The organism is Blattabacterium cuenoti (assembly GCF_014252315.1).
Classification (GTDB): domain Bacteria; phylum Bacteroidota; class Bacteroidia; order Flavobacteriales; family Blattabacteriaceae; genus Blattabacterium; species Blattabacterium cuenoti_AI.
On the sequence record NZ_CP059216.1, the window covers coordinates 96512 to 118436 of the forward strand.

A 21925-nucleotide genomic window follows, 5' to 3' on the forward strand; every position below is an offset into this window, starting at 1 on the left:
TAAAAAATTAAATTATAATTAAAAAATCATTTTATCAAATGATATAATAGTATTAAATCCTTTTTTAGAAAAATATTTTTTCATGCCTTTTCTAAAACTAATTAACACAAAATCGCCTCCCCATGCTCCTAAACTTTTAACTAATCCTAAATAATCCGGAAAATATATTTCTTTAATAGTAGGTAAATTAAGTATTTTTGATATAATTTTTTCATGATTCAATAATAATTCTTCAAATTCATTTAATTTTTTACAAAATAAAACTTTCCAGGTTATAAAAGATATAGATTCTATAATTTTTTTATTAGGTATATTATTATAACGAAATAAATTTATACATTTAGTTGTATTTTGTTTTTTATTTAGATGTAAAAAAAATAATTTATTTTTAAATGGAGGATTAAAATTTATAGGAATATAAAAAGGCATTGTATCATAATATTTATAAATAATTGGTTTTGATATTGATACACATGCTATGTCATAACCACTTCCTGGAAAATTTTCATTATCTAATAATTCAAATGGATTTATATTAGCCCATTTAGCTATATTATTTATTAAAGTAGAACTACTTCCTAATCCCCAATCTATAGAAAATTGTAAATATGTATTAACATATATGCTTAATGATTCTTTTAAAAATTTTTTCTTAATTTTTTTAGATTTTAATAACAAATTTCTTAATCTAATAGCAATATTTTTTTCTGTGTTATAAAAAATTTCTAAATAAGGTAATCGAAAAATTGCTTCAAACCAAATATTATGATTTTTATCATAACTTTTCCAATGTAATATAGAAGAAGTATCTTTATTTTCAATAACAGTTAACAATTGTCCTTTTACAGTAGGTAAAGCTACTCCCAGAGCTCCAAATAAAATTACATATTCTCCAGTTAATAATAATTTTCCATGACTATAAAAAAAACTTTTTTTATAATGCATTATTAATTAATATTTACATTTTACATTTTTTTTTTAAAATTTTTTATATATTTTTCTGCCATATTTTTTAATATTTTTCCTGGTCCTATTTCTATAAAAGAATTTGCTCCGTTAATAATCATACTTCTTATAGAATGCATCCATTTTACTGGAGAAAAAATCTGTTTAATAATATTTTTTTTTATTTCATTAGGATTTGATACTGGTAATCCATTAACATTTTGATAAATAGGAAATTTTGGTTTTTTAAAATCAATTTTATTAACAATAATTTCAAAATCTTTTTTAGCCAATTTCATGATTGGAGAATGAAACGCTCCATGAACAGGAAGGCAAATTATTTTTTTTGCTCCTATTCTACTTAAAATAGAACATACTCTTTTAACAGAAAGAGATTCTCCAGAAATAACTAATTGATTAGGGGAATTATAATTAGATACTACAACGATTCCATTATCTTTTTTACAAATATGTTCTATAATTTTATGATTTAATCCAAAAATAACCATCATTTTTCCTGGAATAGTTTCACAAATTTTTTGCATTATATTTGCTCTTTCATATACTAATTTTAATCCGTCTTCAAAAGATAAAACATTAGCAGATGTTAAAGCTGATAATTCTCCTAAAGAATTTCCTGCCACCATATCTGGTTCAAATTTATAGATCATTGTTTCTATTATTGAATAAATATATATAGATAATTGTGCATTTTTTGTTTTCTTTAAATCTTCTTTAGATCCTTCAAACATAATTGATGTTATATAAAATCCAAGAATATCATTAGCTTTATGAAAAATTTTTTTTGCTAAATCATTTTTTTCATATAATTTTTTTCCCATTCCTGGATATTGACTTCCTTGTCCAGAAAATAAATAAGCTTTCATATCAAATAATACGTAAAAAATTTTGTTTAATTTAACATTAAAATTAAATATATATTATGAATATAACCGATACTCATGCTCATTTATATATGAAAGATTTTAATAATGATATAGATAACGTAATTAATAGATCTATAAAAGAAGGAATAACTAAAATTTTAATACCTTCTGTAAATAATTCAACTGTACAAAATATTATTAAATTAAAAAATAAATATCCCAACATATGTTATCCAATGGTTGGATTACATCCAAATTATGTTTTTCCAAATTTATTAAATAAAGAATTGATTAAAATAGAAAAATGGTTGGAAAATTATTCATTTATATCAATAGGAGAAATAGGTATAGATTTATATTCTAATAATAAGAAATTTCTTTTTGAACAAGAATATGCATTTAAAAGACAAATAAATTTTGCTAAGGAAAAAAAACTTCCAATAGTAATACACTGTAGAAATGCTTTTGATTATGTTTTTAAGTTTTTAAAAAAAAATAATTCATCAATAAAAGGAGTTTTTCATTGTTTTTCCGGAAATTTTAATCAAGCTAAAAAAATTATTGATATTGGAATGAAATTGGGAATAGGAGGGTTGATTACTTTTAAAAATAACCATATTAAGAATTTTCTAAAAAAAATTAGTATAGAAAATATAGTATTAGAAACAGATTCTCCATATCTTTCTCCACATCCTATCAGAGGAAAAAGAAATGAACCATCAAATATAAGAATTATACTAAAAAAAATATCAGATATTTATTCATTATCAGAAAAAAAAATTATTAATATTATTAATAAAAATGTAAAAAATTTATTTTTTAATTAAACCATTTTAGATGGATTTACTATTTTATCAAATTCATCATTTGTTAAATATCCTAATCTAATAGATTCTTCTTTCAAAGTTGAATTATTAATATAAGCACATCTAGCTATTTTTGCTGATTTTTCATATCCTATATGAGTATTAAGAGCTGTAACTAACATTAAAGAATTATTTAACAATTCTTTAATTCTATGATGATTAGGTTTTATTCCATTTATACAATTAATGTTAAAAGAATGACAAGATTCTGATAATAATCTAGAAGACTCTAATAATTTAGATATTATTAAAGGTTTACATACATTTAATTCATAATTTCCTGATGATCCAGCTATAGATATAGAGACATCATTTCCTATGATATTCATACAAACCATAATTATTGATTCACATTGAGTAGGATTTATTTTTCCAGGCATAATAGAAGATCCTGGTTCATTTTCAGGAATAAAAATTTCTCCAATTCCAGATCTTGGTCCAGATGATAAAAAACGAATATCATTCGATATTTTTATTAAAGAAATAGCCAATTGTTTAATAGATGAATGAGTTTCTACAATAGAATCATGGTTAGCTATTGATTCAAATTTATTTTCTGATATTTTAAAAGGAATATTTGTAATTTTTTTTATATAATTAATAACTTTTATATCATATCCTTTAGGAGCATTTAGTCCAGTTCCAACAGCTGTTCCTCCTATTGGTAATTCAGAAAGATGATTTAAAGTATTTTTTAAAGAATATAATCCTTTTTTAATTTGTGATGCATATCCTGAAAATTCTTGACCTAAAGTTATTGGAACTGCATCCATAAGATGAGTTCTTCCTATTTTTACAATATTTTTAAATAAATAAGATTTTTGTTCTAAACAACTTTTTAAGTTTTCAATAGATGGAATAGTAAAATTTTTTAGCATAGTATAAGCTGCTATATGCATAGAAGTAGAAAAAACATCATTAGATGATTGTGACATGTTAACATCATCATTAGGGTGAATAAAACGATTAATTTCTGATTCTAATTTATTTCCCATAATTACATGAGATCTATTAGAAATAACTTCGTTTATATTCATATTAGTATGTGTTCCAGATCCAGTTTGCCATATAACTAATGGAAATTGATCATCCAATTTTCTATCTATAATTTCATCACAAACTTTTACTATTAAGTTTTTTTTATATTCAGATAATATTCCCAATTCAAAATTTGATATAGCAGCTGCTTTTTTTATAATACTAATAGCATAAATGATTTCTATTGGCATGGATCCATTTTGTCCTATTTTAAAATTTATTTTTGATCTTTCTGTTTGTGCACCCCAATATTTATTTATTGGAATTTTAACTTTACCTAAAATATCTTTTTCTATTCTATATGATTTTCTTTTTTTATTCATAATTATTGATTTGTTAAATAATGTTAAATATGATATATTTATATTGTTATTATACTATACATATATATCTATGATAATTAAATTTGTAGGATTTTTTGTATTTTTATTAATATTAATATCTGGATTCTGGTCTATTTTATTTTTATCTTTATTTAGTATATATTGGATTATAAGTTATATTATAAATATTTTTATTAAAAAATATTTATAAGGTTGAATATTTTTTATGATTTAATATGAATTAAAAGAACATTTAAATCGGAAGGAGATATTCCACTAATTCTTGATGCATGAGCTAATGATATTGGATTATAATATTTAAGTTTTTCTTTAGCTTCTAAAGAAAGAGATTTAATATTAAAATAGTTAAAATTATTTGGAATTTTGATATTTTCTAATTTTAATAATTTTTTTGCATTGTTTTTTTCTATATCAATATATCCCTTATATTTGATTTGTATTGAAACTTGTTCTAATATTTTTTTATTTAATTTATTTTTTTCTATCCATTTTTTTATAAAATTAATATTTTTAATATCTTCTATGTTAATTTCAGAACGTAATAAAATATTATCAATTTTTTTACAAGAGTTAATCACAGAAGAATTTTTTTTAATTAATATAGGATTTATATATTCAGGCTTTAAAGAATTTTTTTTAAAAAAATTTATACATTTATTTATATTAAATTTTTTATTTTCCACCATACTCATATATTTTTTTGAAATTAATCCAATTTTATATCCAATATGAGTCAATCTTTCATCTGCATTATCTTGTCTTAACAACATTCTATATTCAGATCTAGAAGTAAACATACGATATGGTTCTTTTGTCCCTTTTGTTACTAAATCATCTATTAATACTCCTATATATGCTTCATTTCTTTTTAAAATAACTGGATTTTTTTTAAATATTTTTAAACATGAATTAATTCCAGCTATAATTCCTTGTGCAGCTGCTTCTTCATATCCTGTAGTTCCATTTATTTGTCCAGCTAAAAAAAGATTTTCTATAATTTTAGATTCTAAAGTATGTTTTAATTGTTCTGGATAAAAAAAATCATATTCAATAGCATATCCTGGTCTAATCATTTTTACTTTTTCAAATCCTGGTATTTCTTTTAAAATTTTGAATTGTATTTTTTCTGAAAATGATGTAGAAAAACCATTTATATACATTTCTTTAGTATCCCATCCTTCTGGTTCAATAAAAATAGGGTGACTTTTTTTTTCTGAAAAACGAATAATCTTTTCTTCTATAGAAGGGCAATATCTTGGACTTGATCCTTTTATAGATTTATTAAAAATTGGAGAATGATCTAAATTATCCATAATTAAATTATGGACTATATCATTAGTATATGTAATATAACACTTAAGTTGTTTATTATTATATTTTTTTTTTATTCTATGAAAAAAAGAAAAACATTCTGGATTTTTATCTCCATTTTGAATATCCATAATATTATAATTCAAAAATCTTCCATCTATTCTTGGAGATGTTCCAGTTTTCATTCTTCCATATTTTAATTTAAAATTTTTACTTAATTGTTTTGTAATCCCCTTAACTTCTTTTTCTGCTATTCTTCCTCCACTAATTTTTTTATTTCCAATGTATATAGTTCCATTTAAAAATGTTCCAGTTGTCAATATTACAGATTTTGCTTTTATTATTATTCCAAGACAAGTTTTTACTCCTATTACTTTATAATTTTTTATAATTAATGATTTAACTGTATCTTGATATAAATTTATTTTTTCATTTTTTTCTAATAAAATCCTCCAAAACATAGAAAATAATCTTCTATCACATTGGGCTCTAGGACTCCACATTGCTGGTCCCTTAGATTTATTTAGCATTCTAAATTGAACTGTACTATAATCAGTAACATAGCCAGAATATCCACCTAATGCATCTATCTCTCTTATCATTTGACCTTTTGCTATTCCCCCCATAGCAGGATTACATGACATTTGTCCAATTGTTTGAATATTACTTGTTATAAGTAATATTTTTCCTCCTATTCTTGCAGAAGAAATAGCTGCTTCACATCCAGCATGACCTCCTCCAACTATAATAACATCATATGAATTTGAGAACATAGTTTATATTTAATATTGGAATAAATTTATATAAAAATCTTCTTTTTTTTTCATTATTATTCTATCTTTTTTATTTTTATCATCATAACCTAAAAAATGTAAAATTGCATGAATCATAATACGTTTTAATTCAATTAAAAAAAATTGATTCCATATTTTAGAATTTTCTAATACTCTATCAATACTTATAAATATATCACCAGATATATATTCTTTAAAAGAATAATTAAAAGCTATTACATCTGTATAATAGTTTTTTTTTAAAAATTTATAGTTTATTATTGATAAATAATTATCATTACAAAATATATAATTTATATTACCAACATATTTATTTTCATTTCTCAATAATAAAAATATGTTTTTAAATATTAAATATTTATTTTTAATTCTAAAATTGGATATTTCGTAAAATAATTTAATCATAATAATATAAATTATAATTGAATTAAATGTATTTTAATATTAAAATAATACCAAACATATTAACATCATTAAATTTATTTTCTGGATGTATATCAATAATAACATTACAATCAGAAAACTTTAATCTTTCTATTATATTCAGTATTTTATCAATTATATTTGATTATTTAGATGGAATTATATCTAGAAAAATTAATATTAATAATAATAATTTTGGGAAAGAATTAGATTCTTTATCAGATATAATATCATTTGGAGTTGTTCCTTCTATTACGGTTTTTATATTATTAAAAAAGACTATATTAACTAGTTTTACTAGTTTTCATATTGAGTGGTCTGCTTTTTTTATTTCTGTATTTTCTGCATGGCGTTTAGCTAGATTTAATATTAGAAAAAATAATAAAAAAGTTTATGGACTAACTACACCCGTTAATACATTATTTTTCTCTTCTTTATCTATTATTATAAATAATATTTCATTTTTTTTTAAAAAAATTATATATTCTCCTATAACCTTATTGTTTTTAATATTTTTATCTTGTTATTTTTTAAATTCTAAAATTCCAATGATTTCATTTAACTTTAATGGATATTCTTGGAAAAAAAATAAATATCGTTATATTTTTTTATTGATTAGTTTATTTCTTTTACTAACTTTACATGTAGTAGCTATACCACTTATTATTATTTTTTATATAGTAGAATCTATTTATTTAAATGCAAAGATCTATAGAATAAAAACACAAAACATTATGAAATTAATACTTCATCGTCCTATTTGTTTCTTTGATATAGAAGCAACAGGAATAAATATAGGTAAAGATAGAATTATAGAAATATCTATATTAAAAATATTTCCTAATGGAAATAAAGAGGATAAAACATGGTTAATTTACCCAGAAATGCCAATACCTTCTCAATCAACAGCTATTCATGGAATTAAAGACGAAGATGTAATAGGAAAACCTATATTTAAAGATATAGCTTTATTTATATTTAGAATGATTGAAAATAGTGATTTAGCTGGATACAATTCAAATAGATTTGATATTCCTATTTTAGCCGAAGAAATGCTTCGTGCAGGAATATCTTTTGATATAAAAAAATATAAAACTATAGATGTTCAAGTAATTTTTCATAAAATGGAACCTAGAACTTTATCTGCTGCTTATAAATATTATTGCAATAAAGAGCTTATAAAAGCTCATAGTTCTAAAGCTGACGTAATTGCTACTTATGAGGTATTATTATCACAATTAGATAAATACAAAAATTTAAAAAAAGATGTAAAAAGTTTAAATCAATTTTCTTATCAAAAAAACATAGCAGATTTAGCTGGATTTATTAAGATAGATGACAATAAAAATGAAATTTTTAATTTTGGTAAATATAAAGGAGAAAAAGTTATAGATATCTTTGAAAAAGATCCTGGTTATTACAACTGGATACAAAATTCAGAATTTCCTCTATACACTAAAAAAATATTTACAGAAGTAAAATTAAGAAAATTTAATAAAAATAAAAAATTATAAAAATTTTTTATATATTATTATTTATAATTCTTTAAATTTTTTTGATATAAATTCACTTAATTCTTTGCCATGTAACATATTTTTAGATAAAAGAGTTAAATTTAACATATCCTGTATAACCTCTACCCTTTTTTCTTCAGAATTTATTTGTAATATTTTTTTTATTAATGGATTACATGTATTAATAATTAGTTGATATTTGTTTATTTCTTTATTAGATAAAGTATTACCTAATGAATTCATATCTTGAATTCTTCTTAAGAATTCTGGAATAATTATTGTAAAAGGACGATCATTTTCAGATAAATATTCTAATTCTATAGAAAATCCATATTTTTTTATTAAATCATTATTAATTATATAATTTTTTATTTTATTTTTATCTATTTCAGATAGTTTTTCTTCTTGTTTTTCATTAATATTTCTTTTTATTAATTTATCAATATGATCTGAATCTACTCTAACAAAACAAATATCATTATAAAATGATTCAAATTTTTGTATTATATGTATTGATAATGGACTATTTAATAATAATATCTTATAATCTCTAGCCTTTGAATCTTCAATTGCACTGAATTGTGAATTTTTATCTGAAGAATAAAGAAATACAATTTTTCCTTCTTTATTTATTTGTTTTTCTTTTATTAAATTTTTAAATTCTTCTATAGTATAATAATCATCATCAATAGTAGTAAATAAAAAGAATTTAATAGCTTTATCAAAAAAATTATTATCACTTATAATTCCATATTCTATTACAATTTTTATATGTTCCCATTTTTTTTGAAAATTTTTCCTATTATTATTGAATAATAAGTTTAGTTTATCTGATACTTTTCTTATTATATATTTAGATATATTTTTTACAGAATTATCATTTTGTAAATGAGATCGTGATACATTAAGAGGAATATCTGGTGAATCTATAACTCCTCTTAATAAACTTAAAAAATCAGGAACAATACCTTGTAATTCATCTGTAATAAAAACTCTATTTTGATATAAATGTATTTTTTCTCTTTGTATATCAATTTGTTTATCTATTTTTGGAAAAAAAAGTATACCATTTAAATTAAATGGATGATCTATATTAAGATGTATCCAAAACAATGGATCATCTAATTGATTTGTATATAATTCATGATGAAATTTTATATAATCTTCATTTTTTAATTTAGAAGGATTATTTTTCCATATAGGAAAAACATTATTAACAATAGTTTCTTTATTATTTTCATTGTTAAATAATGAAATATAAATTGGAAACGGCATAAACTTACAATATTTTTGTAATAATTTTAAAATATTACTATATTCTAAATATTCTTTATTATTATCATCTATATATAAAATAACTTCAGTTCCTCTATTTTTCTTTTCTATTTCTTTTATGAAAAATGTTGTAGATCCATCACAAGTCCATAATATTGATGGATATATATCATTATAAGATTGAGTTAATATAGTTACTTTATTTGATACCATAAAAGAAGAATAAAATCCCAATCCAAAATTTCCAATTATAGAAGAAGAATCTTTACTATATTTTTTAATAAATTCTTCTGCTCCAGAAAAAGCTATTTGATTGATATACTTATTTATTTCTTTTTCATTCATTCCAATACCATTATCAATAATATGAATAGACTTATTTTTTTCATTTATTATAACTTTAATTTTAAAGTCATTATTTATATTCAGATTATTTAATCTAGAAATTGTTTTTAATTTAGATATAGCATCAGTAGCATTAGAAATTAACTCACGTAAAAAAATTTCTTTGTTTGAATAAAGAAATTTTTTTATAATAGGAAAAATATTGTCTGAATTAACACTAATTTTATTATTCATATTATTATTCATAAGAAAATAAAAATTATTTTATTATTTTGAAAAAAAATCATTAATAAACTTTTGTTCATTAAATTCCTTAAAATCATCTATCTTTTCTCCTATACCTACATATTGAATTGGTATTTTAAATTTATTCATAATATTTATAACAAAGCCTCCTTTTGCTGTTCCATCCAACTTTGTTAAAATCATACAAGAAACATGAACAAATGATATAAATTTTTTTGTTTGATCAAATGAATTTTGTCCATTAGTAGCATCTAAAACTAACATAGTCTCATGAGGTGCTTCAGGAATAATTTTTTTCATAACCCTATTAATTTTTGATAATTCTTTCATAAGGTTTGTTCTGTTATGTAATCTTCCTGCTGTATCAATAATTACAACATCTTTATTTTTAGATTTGGCAGATTGTATAGTATCATAAGCCACAGAAGCAGGATCTGAATTAATTTTTTGTTTTACTAATGGAACTTTAGCTCTATTAGCCCATATTTCCAACTGATCTATAGCACATTCACGAAACGTATCTGATGCTCCTATAATTGGATTAAATCCCTTTTTTTTAAGTAAAAAAGCTAATTTTCCTACAGTAGTTGTTTTTCCAACACCATTTACTCCAACTATAGTACAAACATATGGATTATTACAATTTGTTATTTTTTTTTCTATAGAATATTTTTTTTCTGTAAAAAAGTTTATTATCTCATTTTTTAATAATCCATTTAAATCATTTATTTTTATTTTTTTACCTAAAATTTTATATTCTAAATTCTTCAATATCTTTACAGTAAGATCTGTTCCTATATCAGCAGATAAAAGTATTTTTTCTAAATGATCTATATCACTTAATTCAACTATTTTTTTTTCTTTGTTAGAAAAAAAATTTTTTATTTTAGATAAAAAAGAATTATTAAACATTAGCAAATATTTTATTTTTTATTCGCTTTTTTATTGTCAAAAAAGACATATATATCTTTTTCTTTTATCATTTTATTTACAAATGTAAATACATTTGTTTTATTTTTAGATTTCACTAATTTTACAGCTAAAATCATTTTGTTTTTATCTTTATTTTCAATAATATTTTTTTTAATGGACATTTTTTTTAATAAATTATTTAATTTCTTTGTGTACAGTATACTTTCTAAGTATAGGATTAAATTTTTTTAATTCAATTCTATTTGGAGTATTTTTTTTGTTTTTAGTTGTTATATATCTAGATATACCAGACATTCCAAATTTTTTTTGCTCAGTACATTCTAAAATTACTTGTATTCTATTTCCTTTTTTGCTCATATATTTTTTTCTTTTTATTATAATTATAATTAAATCTAATTAGTGCATTTTCTATACCTATTTTATCAATTATTCTTATAGTAGATACACAAATTTTTAAAGTAATCCATTTTTTTTTTCTTATTAAAAAAAAACGTTTTTTACATAAATTGATATTAAAACGACGTTTTTTTTTATTATTTGCATGAGAAACTTTATTTCCCACCATAGATTTTTTTCCTGTTAATTCACAAATTCTTGACATAAAGTATTTTTTTATCTAAATTATTTTAGATATTTAATAATCAATATTCAAAATATTGTTATAAAAAAATTTATCCAAATATATTAAAAAATATTATAATCTTAAAAAAATCAAGTATTTCTATTATGTCAGGACATAGCAAATGGGCTAACATACAACACAGAAAATCTAATCAAGATATTAAAAAATCTAAAAAATTTTCTAAAGCAATTAATGAAATTATTTCAATAGTTAAAAAATGGGGAATTAATAATTATAGACTTAAAAATGCTATTATAAACGCAAAATCATTAAATATACCAAAAAATACTATAAAAAAAGCAATACAAAAAATTTTAAATTCTAAAACAAATAATTACAAGAATATAAATATAGAAGGAAAAATTTATGGAATTAGCATAATTATAGAATGTATAACAGATAATAATATTAGAACTTTATCTATTATAAAAACTATTTTTAACAAAAATGGAGGATTATTATGTAATAATGGAGAACTACTTCATTTTTTTATAAAAAAATTATTTTTTTTCGTAAAAAAAAAAGATATTATTAATATTTCATTAGAAGATTTAGAACTTAAATTAATAGATGTTGGAGCTGAAGATATTATAGAAAAAGAAAAAGAAATTCATATTATTATAGATTTTAAATATTTTGGATGTATTAAACAAAATCTAGAAAAATTAAAAATTAAATATAAAAGTATATTAAAAAGAATACCAAAACAAAAAAAATATATTTCAAATGATAAAAAACAAAAAATATTATCTTTAATTAAGGATCTTAATAAAAATGACGAAATAAAAAATATATATTATAATGTAAATTTATAATTTTATTTTTAAGTATGGTGGCTTATTGCGTTTTTTTTAATATCATAAAAAAATGAGGAAAGTCCGGACACCGTAAGAGCAACATAGTGGGTAACACCCATCCATCGAAAGATGAGGAATAGTGCAACAGAAAGAAAGTACAGTATTAATAATAAAAAAATAGCTGTAGTGAAATCATGTAAACTCTATGTGGTGAAATGTCAAATATACCGAAAACTTGCTCAGTTAAATTCGGGGGGTAGACAGATAGAAATTTTAGGTAACTTAAATTCAAGATAAATAATAAGCAATTCTATTTTTTTATATAGATGTAGATGAACAGAATCCGGCTTACAGCCATACTTAATTTTAAGTATTTATCTTTTATTAAAAGGAGAGATGGCCGAGTGGTTTAAGGCGCACGCCTGGAAAGCGTGTTCACATATATATTAAGGTGTCAAGGGTTCGAATCCCTTTCTCTCCGTTGTTTTTTATTGATCTATATTTTTTAATTTTTTTTCTATTAAATTAGTTTTAACACCAAGTAATTTGTCTATATCTTTTGAGGCTCCTTGTAATTTATCCTGTACTTGATGAAGTAGTATTCCAAATTTTGAAAATTCTTGTTTTACAGATTCTAATATTTTCCAAACTTCAGAAGTCCTTTTTTGTATAGCAAGAGTTCTAAATCCTATTTGAAGGCTATTTAAAATTGCAGCTAGTGTAGAAGGCCCACTTACAACTGTGTTATATTTTCTTAATAATTCTTCCAAAAGTTTTGAATTTTTTATCACTTCTGCATATATACCTTCAAATGGTAAAAATAAAATTGCAAAATCAGTAGTATTTGGAGGATCAATATATTTATGTTGAATATCTTTAGACATTTTTTTTAAAACAGATTCCATATTTTTTGTAGCAATATTAATGCTTTTTTTATCTCCATTTCGATAAGCTAATTGAACTTTTTCATAAGTTTCCTTTGGAAATTTAACATCAATTGGAAGCCATATACTTCCATTTCCAAATCCAGGAAGTTTAATTGCAAATTCTACTACATAATTAGTATTAGATTTTGTTATAACATTAGAATCATATTGATCTGGAGATAAAATTTGTTCCAATAACATAGATAATTGCATTTCACTGAAACTACCACATATTTTTACATTATTTAATGTTCTTTTTAAAGAACTTACATCTTTTACTAAAATTTTCATTTCTCCTAATCCTTTTTGTAAGAATATTAACTGATTACCAATAACTTCAAACGATTTTTCTAAATGATAATTCAAAGATTTTTGTAGTTTACTAGTTATAACCTCTTTTATATTTTCTATATTTTTTTCTATGTTTTCAACAAATTTTTTTTGTTCTACATTAATAGAATCTAATTTATTTGAATAATTTTCAAAATTTAATTGTATTTCTTTACTTAAAAAATTTTGATAATTATTAGAATAATTTATCCACTCTTTCCTAAAATCATTTAAATAATCAATAATATAATCCTTATTATATTCATTAATATCTTTAATATTAGATTTTTGATTACGATATTCTTCTTTTATAAACATTTCCAATCTTTTGAAGAAAAAAATGAATAATGCAAAAACAAAAATAATTGTTATAAAAAAAATATATAAATACATATTAAAAATGAGGAAATAAAAGAGGAAATAAAAATAGCGGGAATAGGACTCGAACCTATGACCTTCGGGTTATGAGCCCGACGAGCTACCAACTGCTCCATCCCGCGTAATTATAGTTAAGATAGTATTTTTCATCTACAAAAACAAATTATCCATTCATTGATATTAAAAATTCTTCATTATTTTGTGTTCTTGCTATTCTTGATCTCAAAAATTCCATAGCTTCTACTGGATTCATATCAGATAAATGTTTTCTCAAAATCCACATCCTTTGCAGTGTATTTGGATCTAATAAAAGATCATCTTTTCTTGTACTAGAAGTTATTAAATCAATTGCTGGATATATTCTTTTATTCGCTATTTTTCTATCTAATTGTAATTCTTTGTTTCCTGTTCCCTTAAATTCTTCAAATATAACTTCATCCATTTTTGATCCAGTATCTATCATAGCTGTGGCTATAATAGATAATGATCCTCCATTTTCTATATTTCTTGCTGCCCCAAAAAATCTTTTTGGTTTATGTAATGCGTTTGCATCTACTCCTCCTGATAATACTTTTCCAGAAGCTGGAGCAACAGTATTATATGCACGAGCCAATCTAGTAATAGAATCTAATAAAATGATGACATCATGAGAACATTCTACCATTCTTTTTGCTTTTTGTAAAACTATATTTGCAACTTTTACATGTCTATCTGCTGGCTCATCAAAAGTAGAGGCAATAACTTCTCCTTTCACATTTCTTTGCATATCTGTAACTTCTTCCGGACGTTCATCAATTAATAATATAATTAAATAAACTTCAGGATGATTAGCTGCTATAGCATTTGCTATTTCTTTTAATAATGTTGTTTTACCAGTTTTTGGTGGTGCTACTATCATTCCTCTTTGACCTTTTCCTATTGGAGTAAATAAATCTACTATCCTAGTAGAAATAGTAGCATTTTTTTCAGCTAATTTAAATTTTTCATTAGGAAATAAAGGGGTTAAATGTTCAAAAGAATTTCTTTCTCTAACAAAAGAAGGTGTTCTACCATTAATTTCTAGAATTTTAACCAAAGGAAAATATTTTTCTCCATCTTTTGGTGGCCTAACTTCTCCTCTTATGGTATCTCCTGTTTTCATTCCAAATAATCTAATTTGAGATTGAGATACATATATATCATCAGGAGATGATAGATAGTTAAAATCAGATGATCTTAAAAAACCATAATTTTCTTGCATTATTTCTAATACTCCTTCACTTATAATAATACCTTCGTATTTATATTCAGAAGAACGTTGTTTATTATATATAATATTTTTTTGTGATGTATCTTTTATTGCAAAAAAATTACTATCAATTTTATCTATTTTTTTTATAGGAAAATTTTTATGTTTTTTTTGAAATTTTGTGGATTCCTCCGATTCTTTTGTATGAGCATTATTTTTTTTTTTGGTAAATTCTTGTTTACTATGAATAGTAGATTTTTTTTTCTTTTCCAAATATTGATTTTTAAATTCATTAATTCTAATTTTTTTAGAACTAAAACTTTTTTTTATAGGATTCTCTTTTTTCAACGAATTGACGTTATCATTCTTAAATATAGAAATAATTTTTTCTAGTAATTCATTTTTTCTTAATTGCGTACATTTTTTTAATCCGGAAGATCGAGCAATTTCCTGTAACTCAAAAAGTTTTTTACTTTTTAATTCGGTAATATCAAACATAAAGTAATTGGATTATATTTATAATAACTTTTTTAGAAACTACAAATACAATTATACAAAAAAATCAATTGAACTTAAACAAAAAATTTAATAAATTGAATCATTCAATTTAACTTTTTAATTATTTATTTTTATGTTATATAGAATTCAAACATTATATTTATCTGTTTCTATTTTATTTTATTTTATTTGTTCACTATTGTCAGGAGACAAAAAATCACATTATATTTTACAAAACATGTCTATATGTGTTACTGTTTCTTGTTTAATTTTGTCTATACTAAGTGTTTTTCTTTTTAAAAAAAGAAAAACTCAGATAGTTTTAAATGATATAAATATTTTCTTAAATATTGTTAATTATTTTACAATGTTATTTTTTTTAGATTTCCAATCATATAACGAATATTATTTAGAATTAAGAGTTTTATTTTTCCTATTGTTATCATTTTTTTGTAATATTCTGTTATATATGGCAAATCATGCCATAAAAAAGGATATGAATATAATTGATTCTGTAAATAGAATACGATAAAAAAAATAATGAAAAAATATGAAAAATTAATTTCTAAATTAAAAATATATGAAAAAAAATTTGAAGATATTTCTAGAAATATATTAAGTCCAAATGTTTTTCAAAAAAATTATAAATTATTATTAAATAAATATAATAGTTTAGAAAAACTTTTTTTTCTTTATAAAAAGAGTAATAAAAAATTAATTTTATTAAAAGAAGCTAATTTTTTTATTAAAAATGATTTAGATCTAGAAATGAAAAAATTAGCTGAAAAAGAAAAAAAACAATTAATAAAAGAACTTGATATAATAGAGAAAGAGTTCAAAAATTTAATTATTAAAGTACAAACTAAAAACGTAAATCAGTATAATAAAGAAGATTATAGAAATGTTATTTTAGAAATAAGATCTGGAACTGGAGGGAATGAGGCCTGTTTGTTTGTAGAAGATATGTTAAGAATGTATACAATGTATTTTAATAAATTGCAATGGAAATACAAAATTATTCATTTTCAAAAAGGAGAAATAGGATATAAAGAAATTGTTATAGAAGTATTTGGAAAAAAAGAAGATAAAATTTATGGTAATTTAAAATTTGAATCAGGTGTACATAGAGTACAAAGAATCCCTAAAACTGAATCTCAAGGACGGTTACATACTTCAGCTGTTACTGTTGCTGTTTTACCAAAAGTAGAAGATTTGGAAATAAATATTAATTATTCAGATATAAAAAAAGATACTTTTAGATCTAGTGGAGCAGGAGGTCAACATGTAAATAAAACAGAATCTGCTGTAAGATTAACGTATTTACCAACTAAAATAACAGCAGAATGTCAAGAAGAAAGATCTCAGCATAAAAATTTTGAAAAAGCAATGATTATATTGAAATCAAAAATATATAAAATTGAAATGGATAAAAAAATGACAAAAAGATCTGAAGAAAGAAAATTATTGGTTTCTACTGGAGATCGTTCTGTAAAAATAAGAACTTATAATTATCCTAATAATAGAGTTACTGATCATAGAATACATAAATCTATGCATAACCTAGTTAAATTTATGAATGGAAATATTCAAGATATGATTGACTTATTAAAATTAATATTAAAACAATAATATTTAATTTATTTACATTTAATTTTATTTTCATTTATAAAATTTGTATTGTAATTTCCTTTTATAAATTCATTATTTTGTATTATTTTTTTTTGAAATGGAATAATAGTATTAATTCCTTCAATAGAAAATTCTTCTAAAGAACGTTTCATTTTTTTTATAGCTTTTTTTCTACTTCTCTCTGTTGTTATAATTTTAGCAATCATAGAATCATAATAAGGTGAAATATAATATCCAGAATAAATATGAGTATCTACACGTACACCTTTTCCTCCCGGAAAATGTACTTTAGTAATTTTTCCAGAAGAAGGAGAAAAATTTTTATAAGGATTTTCAGCGTTTATCCTACATTCTATTGAATAAAAATTTGGATATAAATCTTTTACGGAAATTTTTTCTCCATATGCTATTGATATTTGTTCATAAACTAAATCTATTCCCATTATTTCTTCAGTAATAGTATGTTCCACTTGTATTCTTGGATTCATTTCTAAAAAATAAAAGTTTTTATTTTTATCTACCAAAAATTCTATAGTTCCTATTCCTTCATAACGAATAAATTCGGCTACTTTTTTTGCTTGTTCTCCTATCTTTTTTCTAAGATATGGAGTTAAAAATGGAGATGGAGCTTCTTCTAATAATTTTTGATTTCTTCTTTGAATAGAACAATCTCTTTCAGATAAATGACAAATATTTCCATAACAATCTCCCATTATTTGTACTTCAATATGTCTTGAGTCTAAAATTAATTTTTCTATATATATATCTTTTCTACCAAAACATATAAATGACTCTTTAACAGATTCTTCCCAAGAATTTTTTAAATAACTTTTATCAAAAACAAATCTAATTCCTCTACCTCCTCCTCCAAAAACAGATTTTATAACAATAGGAAAGCCTATTTTATCTGCAATTTTTTCTATACTCTTATAAGAAGATTTAATTAAACAATTAATTCCTGGTATACAGGAAATTCCTGCTTTATTCATAGTTTTTTTTGCAAAAACTTTATTAGCCATTTGTATCATATGATTAGGATTTGCTCCTATAAACTTAATTTTATGCCTATTACACATAGATGAAAAATATGCATTTTCAGAAAGAAATCCATATCCTGGATGAATGGCATCTGCATTAGTAATTTCTGCAGCAGAAATCAAATTTGGAATATTTAAATAAGATTTTTTAGGATCTGGAGGACCAATACATACAGCTTCATCTGCAAAATAAACATGAAGACTATATTTATCTGCAGTAGAATAAACAGCCACAGTTTTTAATCCCATTTCTTTTACAGTTCTAATAATCCTCATAGCGATTTCTCCTCTATTTGCTATTAATATTTTTTTCAACATGTATTATTTTGTTGTGTAAACTACTATATCTTATTTTTTATAAGATTCTAATATAAATAACGGTTGATCATAATCAACAGGAGTAGCATCTTCTACAAGAATTTTAACTAATTTACCATTAACTTCAGCTTCTATATCATTAAATAGTTTCATAGCTTCTATAACACATACTTTCATTCCTACTTTAATTATGTCTCCTACTTTAACAAAAGGATCTTTATTTGGATGAGGTTTTCTATAAAAAATTCCTATCATAGGAGATTTTATTGTAACATATTTATCATTTTTTTTTTTCTTATCGTTACTAGAAAAATATTCAGACATATTACATTTTGAATAAGAATTTTTTTCATAAGATAAATAATCATTATAATTATTATTTACTTTATTATTACAGCAATTATTTTTTATATATATTTTTATATCATTCATTTTAATTTTTATTTCTGCTACATTAGATTTTGATATTAATTTAATAAGTGACTTTATAGTATTTATATCCATAAGTATTTTATTACATAAATTCAAATATTATTATTATTCATCATTTTTCTTTTTGTAGACAACTTTACCTTTATAATATAGTTTGTTTTCAACCCAATAAGCATGATGATATAAATGTACTTGATTAGTTACTAAGCATTTACAAAATAATGGTGTTTTTAATTTAATTTGACTTCTTCTATTATTTCTTTTAGATTTAGATTTTTTTCTTTTAGGATGTGCCATATATTTATTTTTATAATTAAATTTAGAAATTAATTAATATTTTTTTTATTTAAAAAAAAATTATCACATTAACTTTATATGATAATTAATAAAAGAAAAGAAAATTATTCTAAATGGTATAATGAAATAATTTATAAATCTGGGTTAGCAGAATTTTCTGGAACACGTGGTTTTATGATTATAAAACCATATGGTTATTCAGTTTGGGAAAATATAAAATATGAATTAGATAAAATGTTAAAAGAAACAGGACATCAAAATGTTTATTTTCCTATTCTTATTCCTAAATCTATTCTTTCAAAAGAAGAAAATCACGTTGAATTCTTTTCTGATGGATGTGCTGTTGTTACTCATTCTAAGATGATAAAAGATAACAAAAAATTAATCGTTGATCCTAAACATAAATTACAAGAAGAATTAATAATAAGGCCTACTTCTGAAAGTATTATATGGAAAACATACAAAAAATGGATACAATCTTATAAAGATTTACCATTACTTTTGAATCAATGGGGAAATGCTGTAAGATGGGAAATGCGAACAAGGTTATTTTTAAGAACTAATGAATTTTTATGGCAAGAAGGTCATACAGCACATTCTTCTAAGGAAGAAGCTATAATAGAAACAAAAAAAATATTAGATATTTATACTTCTTTTTCTAAAGAATTTATGGCTATTCCTGTATTACAAGGAATAAAACCATATATGGATAAATTTCATGGATCAGAAAAAACATATTGTATAGAAGCAGTTATGCAAGATGGAAAAGCATTACAAATTGGAACAACTCATTTTTTAGGACAAAATTTTTCAAAATCATTTAATGTTATGTTCACTAATTTTAATGGAAAAAAAGAATATGTTTGGTCTACTTCATGGGGTGTATCTACAAGACTAATAGGTGGATTAATTATGTCTCATTCAGATGATAAAGGATTAATACTTCCTCCTAAAATAGCTCCAATACAAGTTGTTATCGTTCCTATATTTTGTAATAAAAAAAATTATATAATTAATGAAACAGCTGAAAAAATTTTAAAATTACTAAAAAAAAATAAAATAAGAGCATTCTATGATAATAGAAAAATATTTACTCCTGGATGGAAATTTAATGAATATGAAATAAAAGGAATTCCAATACGAATAAATATTGGAATAAATGAAATAAAAAATGAAAAACTAGAAATTTTTAGGAGAGATACTTGTACAAAACATTATGTACATATAAATGATTTAAAAAATTATATTAAAAAATTACTTGATAAAGTACAAAATAATATTTATAAAATAGCATTGTATAGAACTGAAAAATCTATTATAAAAATAGATAATTTTAGTGATTTTAAAAATCATTTAAATAAAACAGGTGGTTTTATTTTAGCTCATTGGGATGGAACTAGAAATACAAGTAGAAAAATTCAAGAAGAAACAGAAGCTACTATACGATTTATTCCTTCCTGTTATGAAAAAGAAGATGGTAAATGTATTTATTCAGGAAAATATTCTCCACAAAGAGTCGTTTTTTCTAAAGCTTACTAGAAATTTGTTTTAAATTACCTCTAAATTCATCTAAGGATGAATATCCTTTTTTTAGTAAAAATTTTGTAAACTCTTTTTTCAATTTATCAAATATAACAACTCCTTTGTTTACAAATTCTGTACCAATTTGAACAGCAGTAGCTCCACATAATATATGATCAAAAATATCTTTTCCAGAAGTAATACCTCCACATCCTATTATTGATACTTTATTTTTAAGAATAGAATAAAAATTAAAAATATTAGATAATGCAAATGGTTTTATTATTTTACCTCCTATACCTCCAATTCCATTATTAGGAAAAATAACTGTAGATTCTTTATAAGAATCTATAACTAACCCATAAGGTAAACTATTAATACAAGTTATAAAAGAAATAGGAAATTTACTTATAATAGAAGACATAATTTCTATATGAATATTATTAAAATAAGGAGGTAATTTTAATCCTATAGGTTTATCATTATTAAATTTAAATATGTTTTCTAAAAATTTTGATACATAATTAAAATTATATCCCAATATTTCATTATTTTCAATAATGTTTGGACAAGATAAATTTATTTCCAAAGCATCAATATTAGAAGATGAACTAGCTTTTTTAATAAGAAAATAATTTTCCTTTATAGAAAGACCTGATATAGACAAAAAAACAGGTTTATTATTTTTTTTTTTTCTAAAAAAATCTAAATAAAAATCAATTCCTAAATTTGGTAATCCCATTGAATTAATACTTCCTATATTCCATTCAATATATCTTGGACTAAGATTTCCTATTCTTGGATTTTTTGTACAACTTTTAGTTACAATAGCTCCAGAAGAACTATTTAATAAATTATAAAGATCTTTATATGTACAACACAACGCACCTGAAGCGTTCATAATACATAAAGAAAGTTTTATTCCATTTATATTAGTAGATAAATCTATTTTTTTCATATTTAATTATCATATTAAATTATCATATTCAAT

At 22.0% G+C, this 21925-nt stretch carries 23 protein-coding genes, 2 tRNA genes, 1 other RNA gene and 1 pseudogene; 10 read left to right on the forward strand and 17 right to left on the reverse strand.

The features are described from left to right. Positions 1-18 precede the first annotated feature (18 nt). Both H0H39_RS00445 and fabD read right to left on the reverse strand, forming a co-directional pair. Positions 19-945, reverse strand: a complete 927-nt coding sequence (locus H0H39_RS00445; RefSeq protein WP_185877444.1) for a GYDIA family GHMP kinase — start codon at positions 943-945, stop codon at positions 19-21. Between the two features lie 20 nt (positions 946-965). After that, entirely contained in the window at positions 966-1832 is an 867-nt protein-coding gene (gene fabD, locus H0H39_RS00450) for an ACP S-malonyltransferase (RefSeq protein ID WP_185877445.1), read from the reverse strand. Positions 1833-1888: 56 nt separating this feature from the next. On the opposite strand from fabD, the gene H0H39_RS00455 reads away from it, so the two are divergent. After that, positions 1889-2659 carry a TatD family hydrolase gene (locus tag H0H39_RS00455; RefSeq protein ID WP_185877446.1) on the forward strand — a complete coding sequence of 257 codons (771 nt, stop codon included), beginning with the start codon at positions 1889-1891 and terminating at the stop codon, positions 2657-2659. Here the strand turns inward: H0H39_RS00455 and fumC are convergent. After that, positions 2656-4059: a class II fumarate hydratase gene (gene fumC, locus H0H39_RS00460; RefSeq protein WP_185877447.1), complete on the reverse strand. Its 1404-nt coding sequence runs from the start codon at positions 4057-4059 to the stop codon at positions 2656-2658. The two genes, H0H39_RS00455 and fumC, sit on opposite strands and share 4 nt — an antisense overlap. Before the next feature lie 70 nt (positions 4060-4129). On the opposite strand from fumC, the gene H0H39_RS00465 reads away from it, so the two are divergent. After that, positions 4130-4270: a hypothetical protein gene (locus H0H39_RS00465; protein WP_185877448.1), complete on the forward strand. Its 141-nt coding sequence runs from the start codon at positions 4130-4132 to the stop codon at positions 4268-4270. A 13-nt stretch (positions 4271-4283) separates the two neighbouring features. On the opposite strand, the gene mnmG is transcribed toward H0H39_RS00465, so the two are convergent. Next, positions 4284-6164, reverse strand: a complete 1881-nt coding sequence (gene mnmG, locus H0H39_RS00470) for a tRNA uridine-5-carboxymethylaminomethyl(34) synthesis enzyme MnmG (RefSeq protein WP_185877449.1) — start codon at positions 6162-6164, stop codon at positions 4284-4286. A 9-nt stretch (positions 6165-6173) separates the two neighbouring features. Beyond that, the gene (gene ybeY, locus H0H39_RS00475) at positions 6174-6590 is read right to left on the reverse strand and encodes an rRNA maturation RNase YbeY (protein ID WP_185877450.1); all 417 of its coding nucleotides are present in this window, start codon (positions 6588-6590) and stop codon (positions 6174-6176) included. Positions 6591-6616: 26 nt separating this feature from the next. Here ybeY and H0H39_RS02960 point away from each other — a divergent pair. Further along, positions 6617-7045: pseudogene (locus tag H0H39_RS02960) on the forward strand (CDP-alcohol phosphatidyltransferase family protein); the annotation flags it as partial. Positions 7046-7342: 297 nt separating this feature from the next. After that, positions 7343-8122 carry a 3'-5' exonuclease gene (locus H0H39_RS02920; protein WP_238785666.1) on the forward strand — a complete coding sequence of 260 codons (780 nt, stop codon included), beginning with the start codon at positions 7343-7345 and terminating at the stop codon, positions 8120-8122. Between the two features lie 21 nt (positions 8123-8143). On the opposite strand, the gene htpG is transcribed toward H0H39_RS02920, so the two are convergent. Genes htpG through rpmB form a run of 5 tightly spaced genes read right to left on the reverse strand, consistent with a single transcriptional unit; the run spans position 8144 to position 11522 of the window. Next, a complete protein-coding gene (gene htpG / locus H0H39_RS00485; RefSeq protein WP_185877452.1) occupies positions 8144-9976 on the reverse strand; it encodes a molecular chaperone HtpG in 1833 nt (610 codons plus the stop codon). Positions 9977-10009: 33 nt separating this feature from the next. Then, positions 10010-10900, reverse strand: a complete 891-nt coding sequence (gene ftsY / locus H0H39_RS00490; protein ID WP_185877453.1) for a signal recognition particle-docking protein FtsY — start codon at positions 10898-10900, stop codon at positions 10010-10012. An 11-nt stretch (positions 10901-10911) separates the two neighbouring features. Next, positions 10912-11082 (reverse strand): hypothetical protein, encoded by a 171-nt coding sequence (locus H0H39_RS00495; RefSeq protein ID WP_185877454.1) that lies wholly within the window; start codon positions 11080-11082, stop codon positions 10912-10914. Between the two features lie 13 nt (positions 11083-11095). Continuing rightward, positions 11096-11278, reverse strand: a complete 183-nt coding sequence (gene rpmG / locus H0H39_RS00500) for a 50S ribosomal protein L33 (RefSeq protein WP_185877455.1) — start codon at positions 11276-11278, stop codon at positions 11096-11098. Further along, positions 11259-11522 (reverse strand): 50S ribosomal protein L28, encoded by a 264-nt coding sequence (gene rpmB / locus H0H39_RS00505; protein WP_185877456.1) that lies wholly within the window; start codon positions 11520-11522, stop codon positions 11259-11261. The genes rpmG and rpmB overlap by 20 nt, the downstream gene beginning before the upstream one ends. A 125-nt stretch (positions 11523-11647) precedes the next feature. Between rpmB and H0H39_RS00510 the strand changes: the two genes are divergently transcribed. The 3 genes from H0H39_RS00510 (at position 11648) to H0H39_RS00520 (ending at position 12821) form a co-directional block, all read left to right on the forward strand. Next, positions 11648-12358: a YebC/PmpR family DNA-binding transcriptional regulator gene (locus H0H39_RS00510; protein ID WP_185877457.1), complete on the forward strand. Its 711-nt coding sequence runs from the start codon at positions 11648-11650 to the stop codon at positions 12356-12358. A 9-nt stretch (positions 12359-12367) separates the two neighbouring features. Beyond that, positions 12368-12707: RNase P RNA component class A (gene rnpB, locus H0H39_RS00515), an RNA gene on the forward strand. 23 nt (positions 12708-12730) lie between these two features. Next, positions 12731-12821 (forward strand) — tRNA-Ser (locus tag H0H39_RS00520). A gap of 7 nt (positions 12822-12828) precedes the next feature. Here H0H39_RS00520 and H0H39_RS00525 read toward each other — a convergent pair. From H0H39_RS00525 to rho, 3 genes are all read right to left on the reverse strand, one after another. Further along, positions 12829-13914, reverse strand: coding sequence for a DNA recombination protein RmuC (locus tag H0H39_RS00525; protein WP_185877458.1), 1086 nt, complete (start codon positions 13912-13914; stop codon positions 12829-12831). A gap of 109 nt (positions 13915-14023) precedes the next feature. After that, positions 14024-14096: transfer RNA gene (locus tag H0H39_RS00530), tRNA-Met, on the reverse strand. A 41-nt stretch (positions 14097-14137) separates the two neighbouring features. Next, positions 14138-15700, reverse strand: a complete 1563-nt coding sequence (gene rho, locus H0H39_RS00535) for a transcription termination factor Rho (RefSeq protein WP_185877459.1) — start codon at positions 15698-15700, stop codon at positions 14138-14140. 238 nt (positions 15701-15938) lie between these two features. Between rho and H0H39_RS02970 the strand changes: the two genes are divergently transcribed. Both H0H39_RS02970 and H0H39_RS00545 read left to right on the forward strand, forming a co-directional pair. After that, on the forward strand, positions 15939-16232 hold the full coding sequence (locus H0H39_RS02970; RefSeq protein ID WP_394798440.1) for a DUF4293 family protein: 294 nt from the start codon (positions 15939-15941) through the stop codon (positions 16230-16232). Positions 16233-16240: 8 nt separating this feature from the next. After that, a complete protein-coding gene (locus H0H39_RS00545) occupies positions 16241-17329 on the forward strand; it encodes a peptide chain release factor 1 (protein ID WP_185877461.1) in 1089 nt (362 codons plus the stop codon). An 8-nt stretch (positions 17330-17337) separates the two neighbouring features. Here H0H39_RS00545 and accC read toward each other — a convergent pair whose 3' ends face one another. The 3 genes from accC to rpmF are packed head-to-tail and all read right to left on the reverse strand — an operon-like array spanning position 17338 to position 19413. Continuing rightward, complete coding sequence (gene accC / locus H0H39_RS00550; RefSeq protein WP_185877462.1) at positions 17338-18684, reverse strand: acetyl-CoA carboxylase biotin carboxylase subunit; 1347 nt, start codon at positions 18682-18684, stop codon at positions 17338-17340. Positions 18685-18714: 30 nt separating this feature from the next. After that, a complete protein-coding gene (gene accB, locus H0H39_RS00555; protein WP_185877463.1) occupies positions 18715-19188 on the reverse strand; it encodes an acetyl-CoA carboxylase biotin carboxyl carrier protein in 474 nt (157 codons plus the stop codon). A gap of 33 nt (positions 19189-19221) precedes the next feature. After that, the gene (rpmF, locus tag H0H39_RS00560; protein WP_185877464.1) at positions 19222-19413 is read right to left on the reverse strand and encodes a 50S ribosomal protein L32; all 192 of its coding nucleotides are present in this window, start codon (positions 19411-19413) and stop codon (positions 19222-19224) included. Positions 19414-19491: 78 nt separating this feature from the next. Between rpmF and proS the strand changes: the two genes are divergently transcribed. Next, a complete protein-coding gene (gene proS / locus H0H39_RS00565) occupies positions 19492-20952 on the forward strand; it encodes a proline--tRNA ligase (RefSeq protein WP_185877465.1) in 1461 nt (486 codons plus the stop codon). Here proS and H0H39_RS00570 read toward each other — a convergent pair. Next, positions 20939-21892, reverse strand: coding sequence for a dihydroorotate oxidase (locus H0H39_RS00570; RefSeq protein ID WP_185877466.1), 954 nt, complete (start codon positions 21890-21892; stop codon positions 20939-20941). The genes proS and H0H39_RS00570 overlap by 14 nt on opposite strands. Positions 21893-21925: the final 33 nt, after the last annotated feature.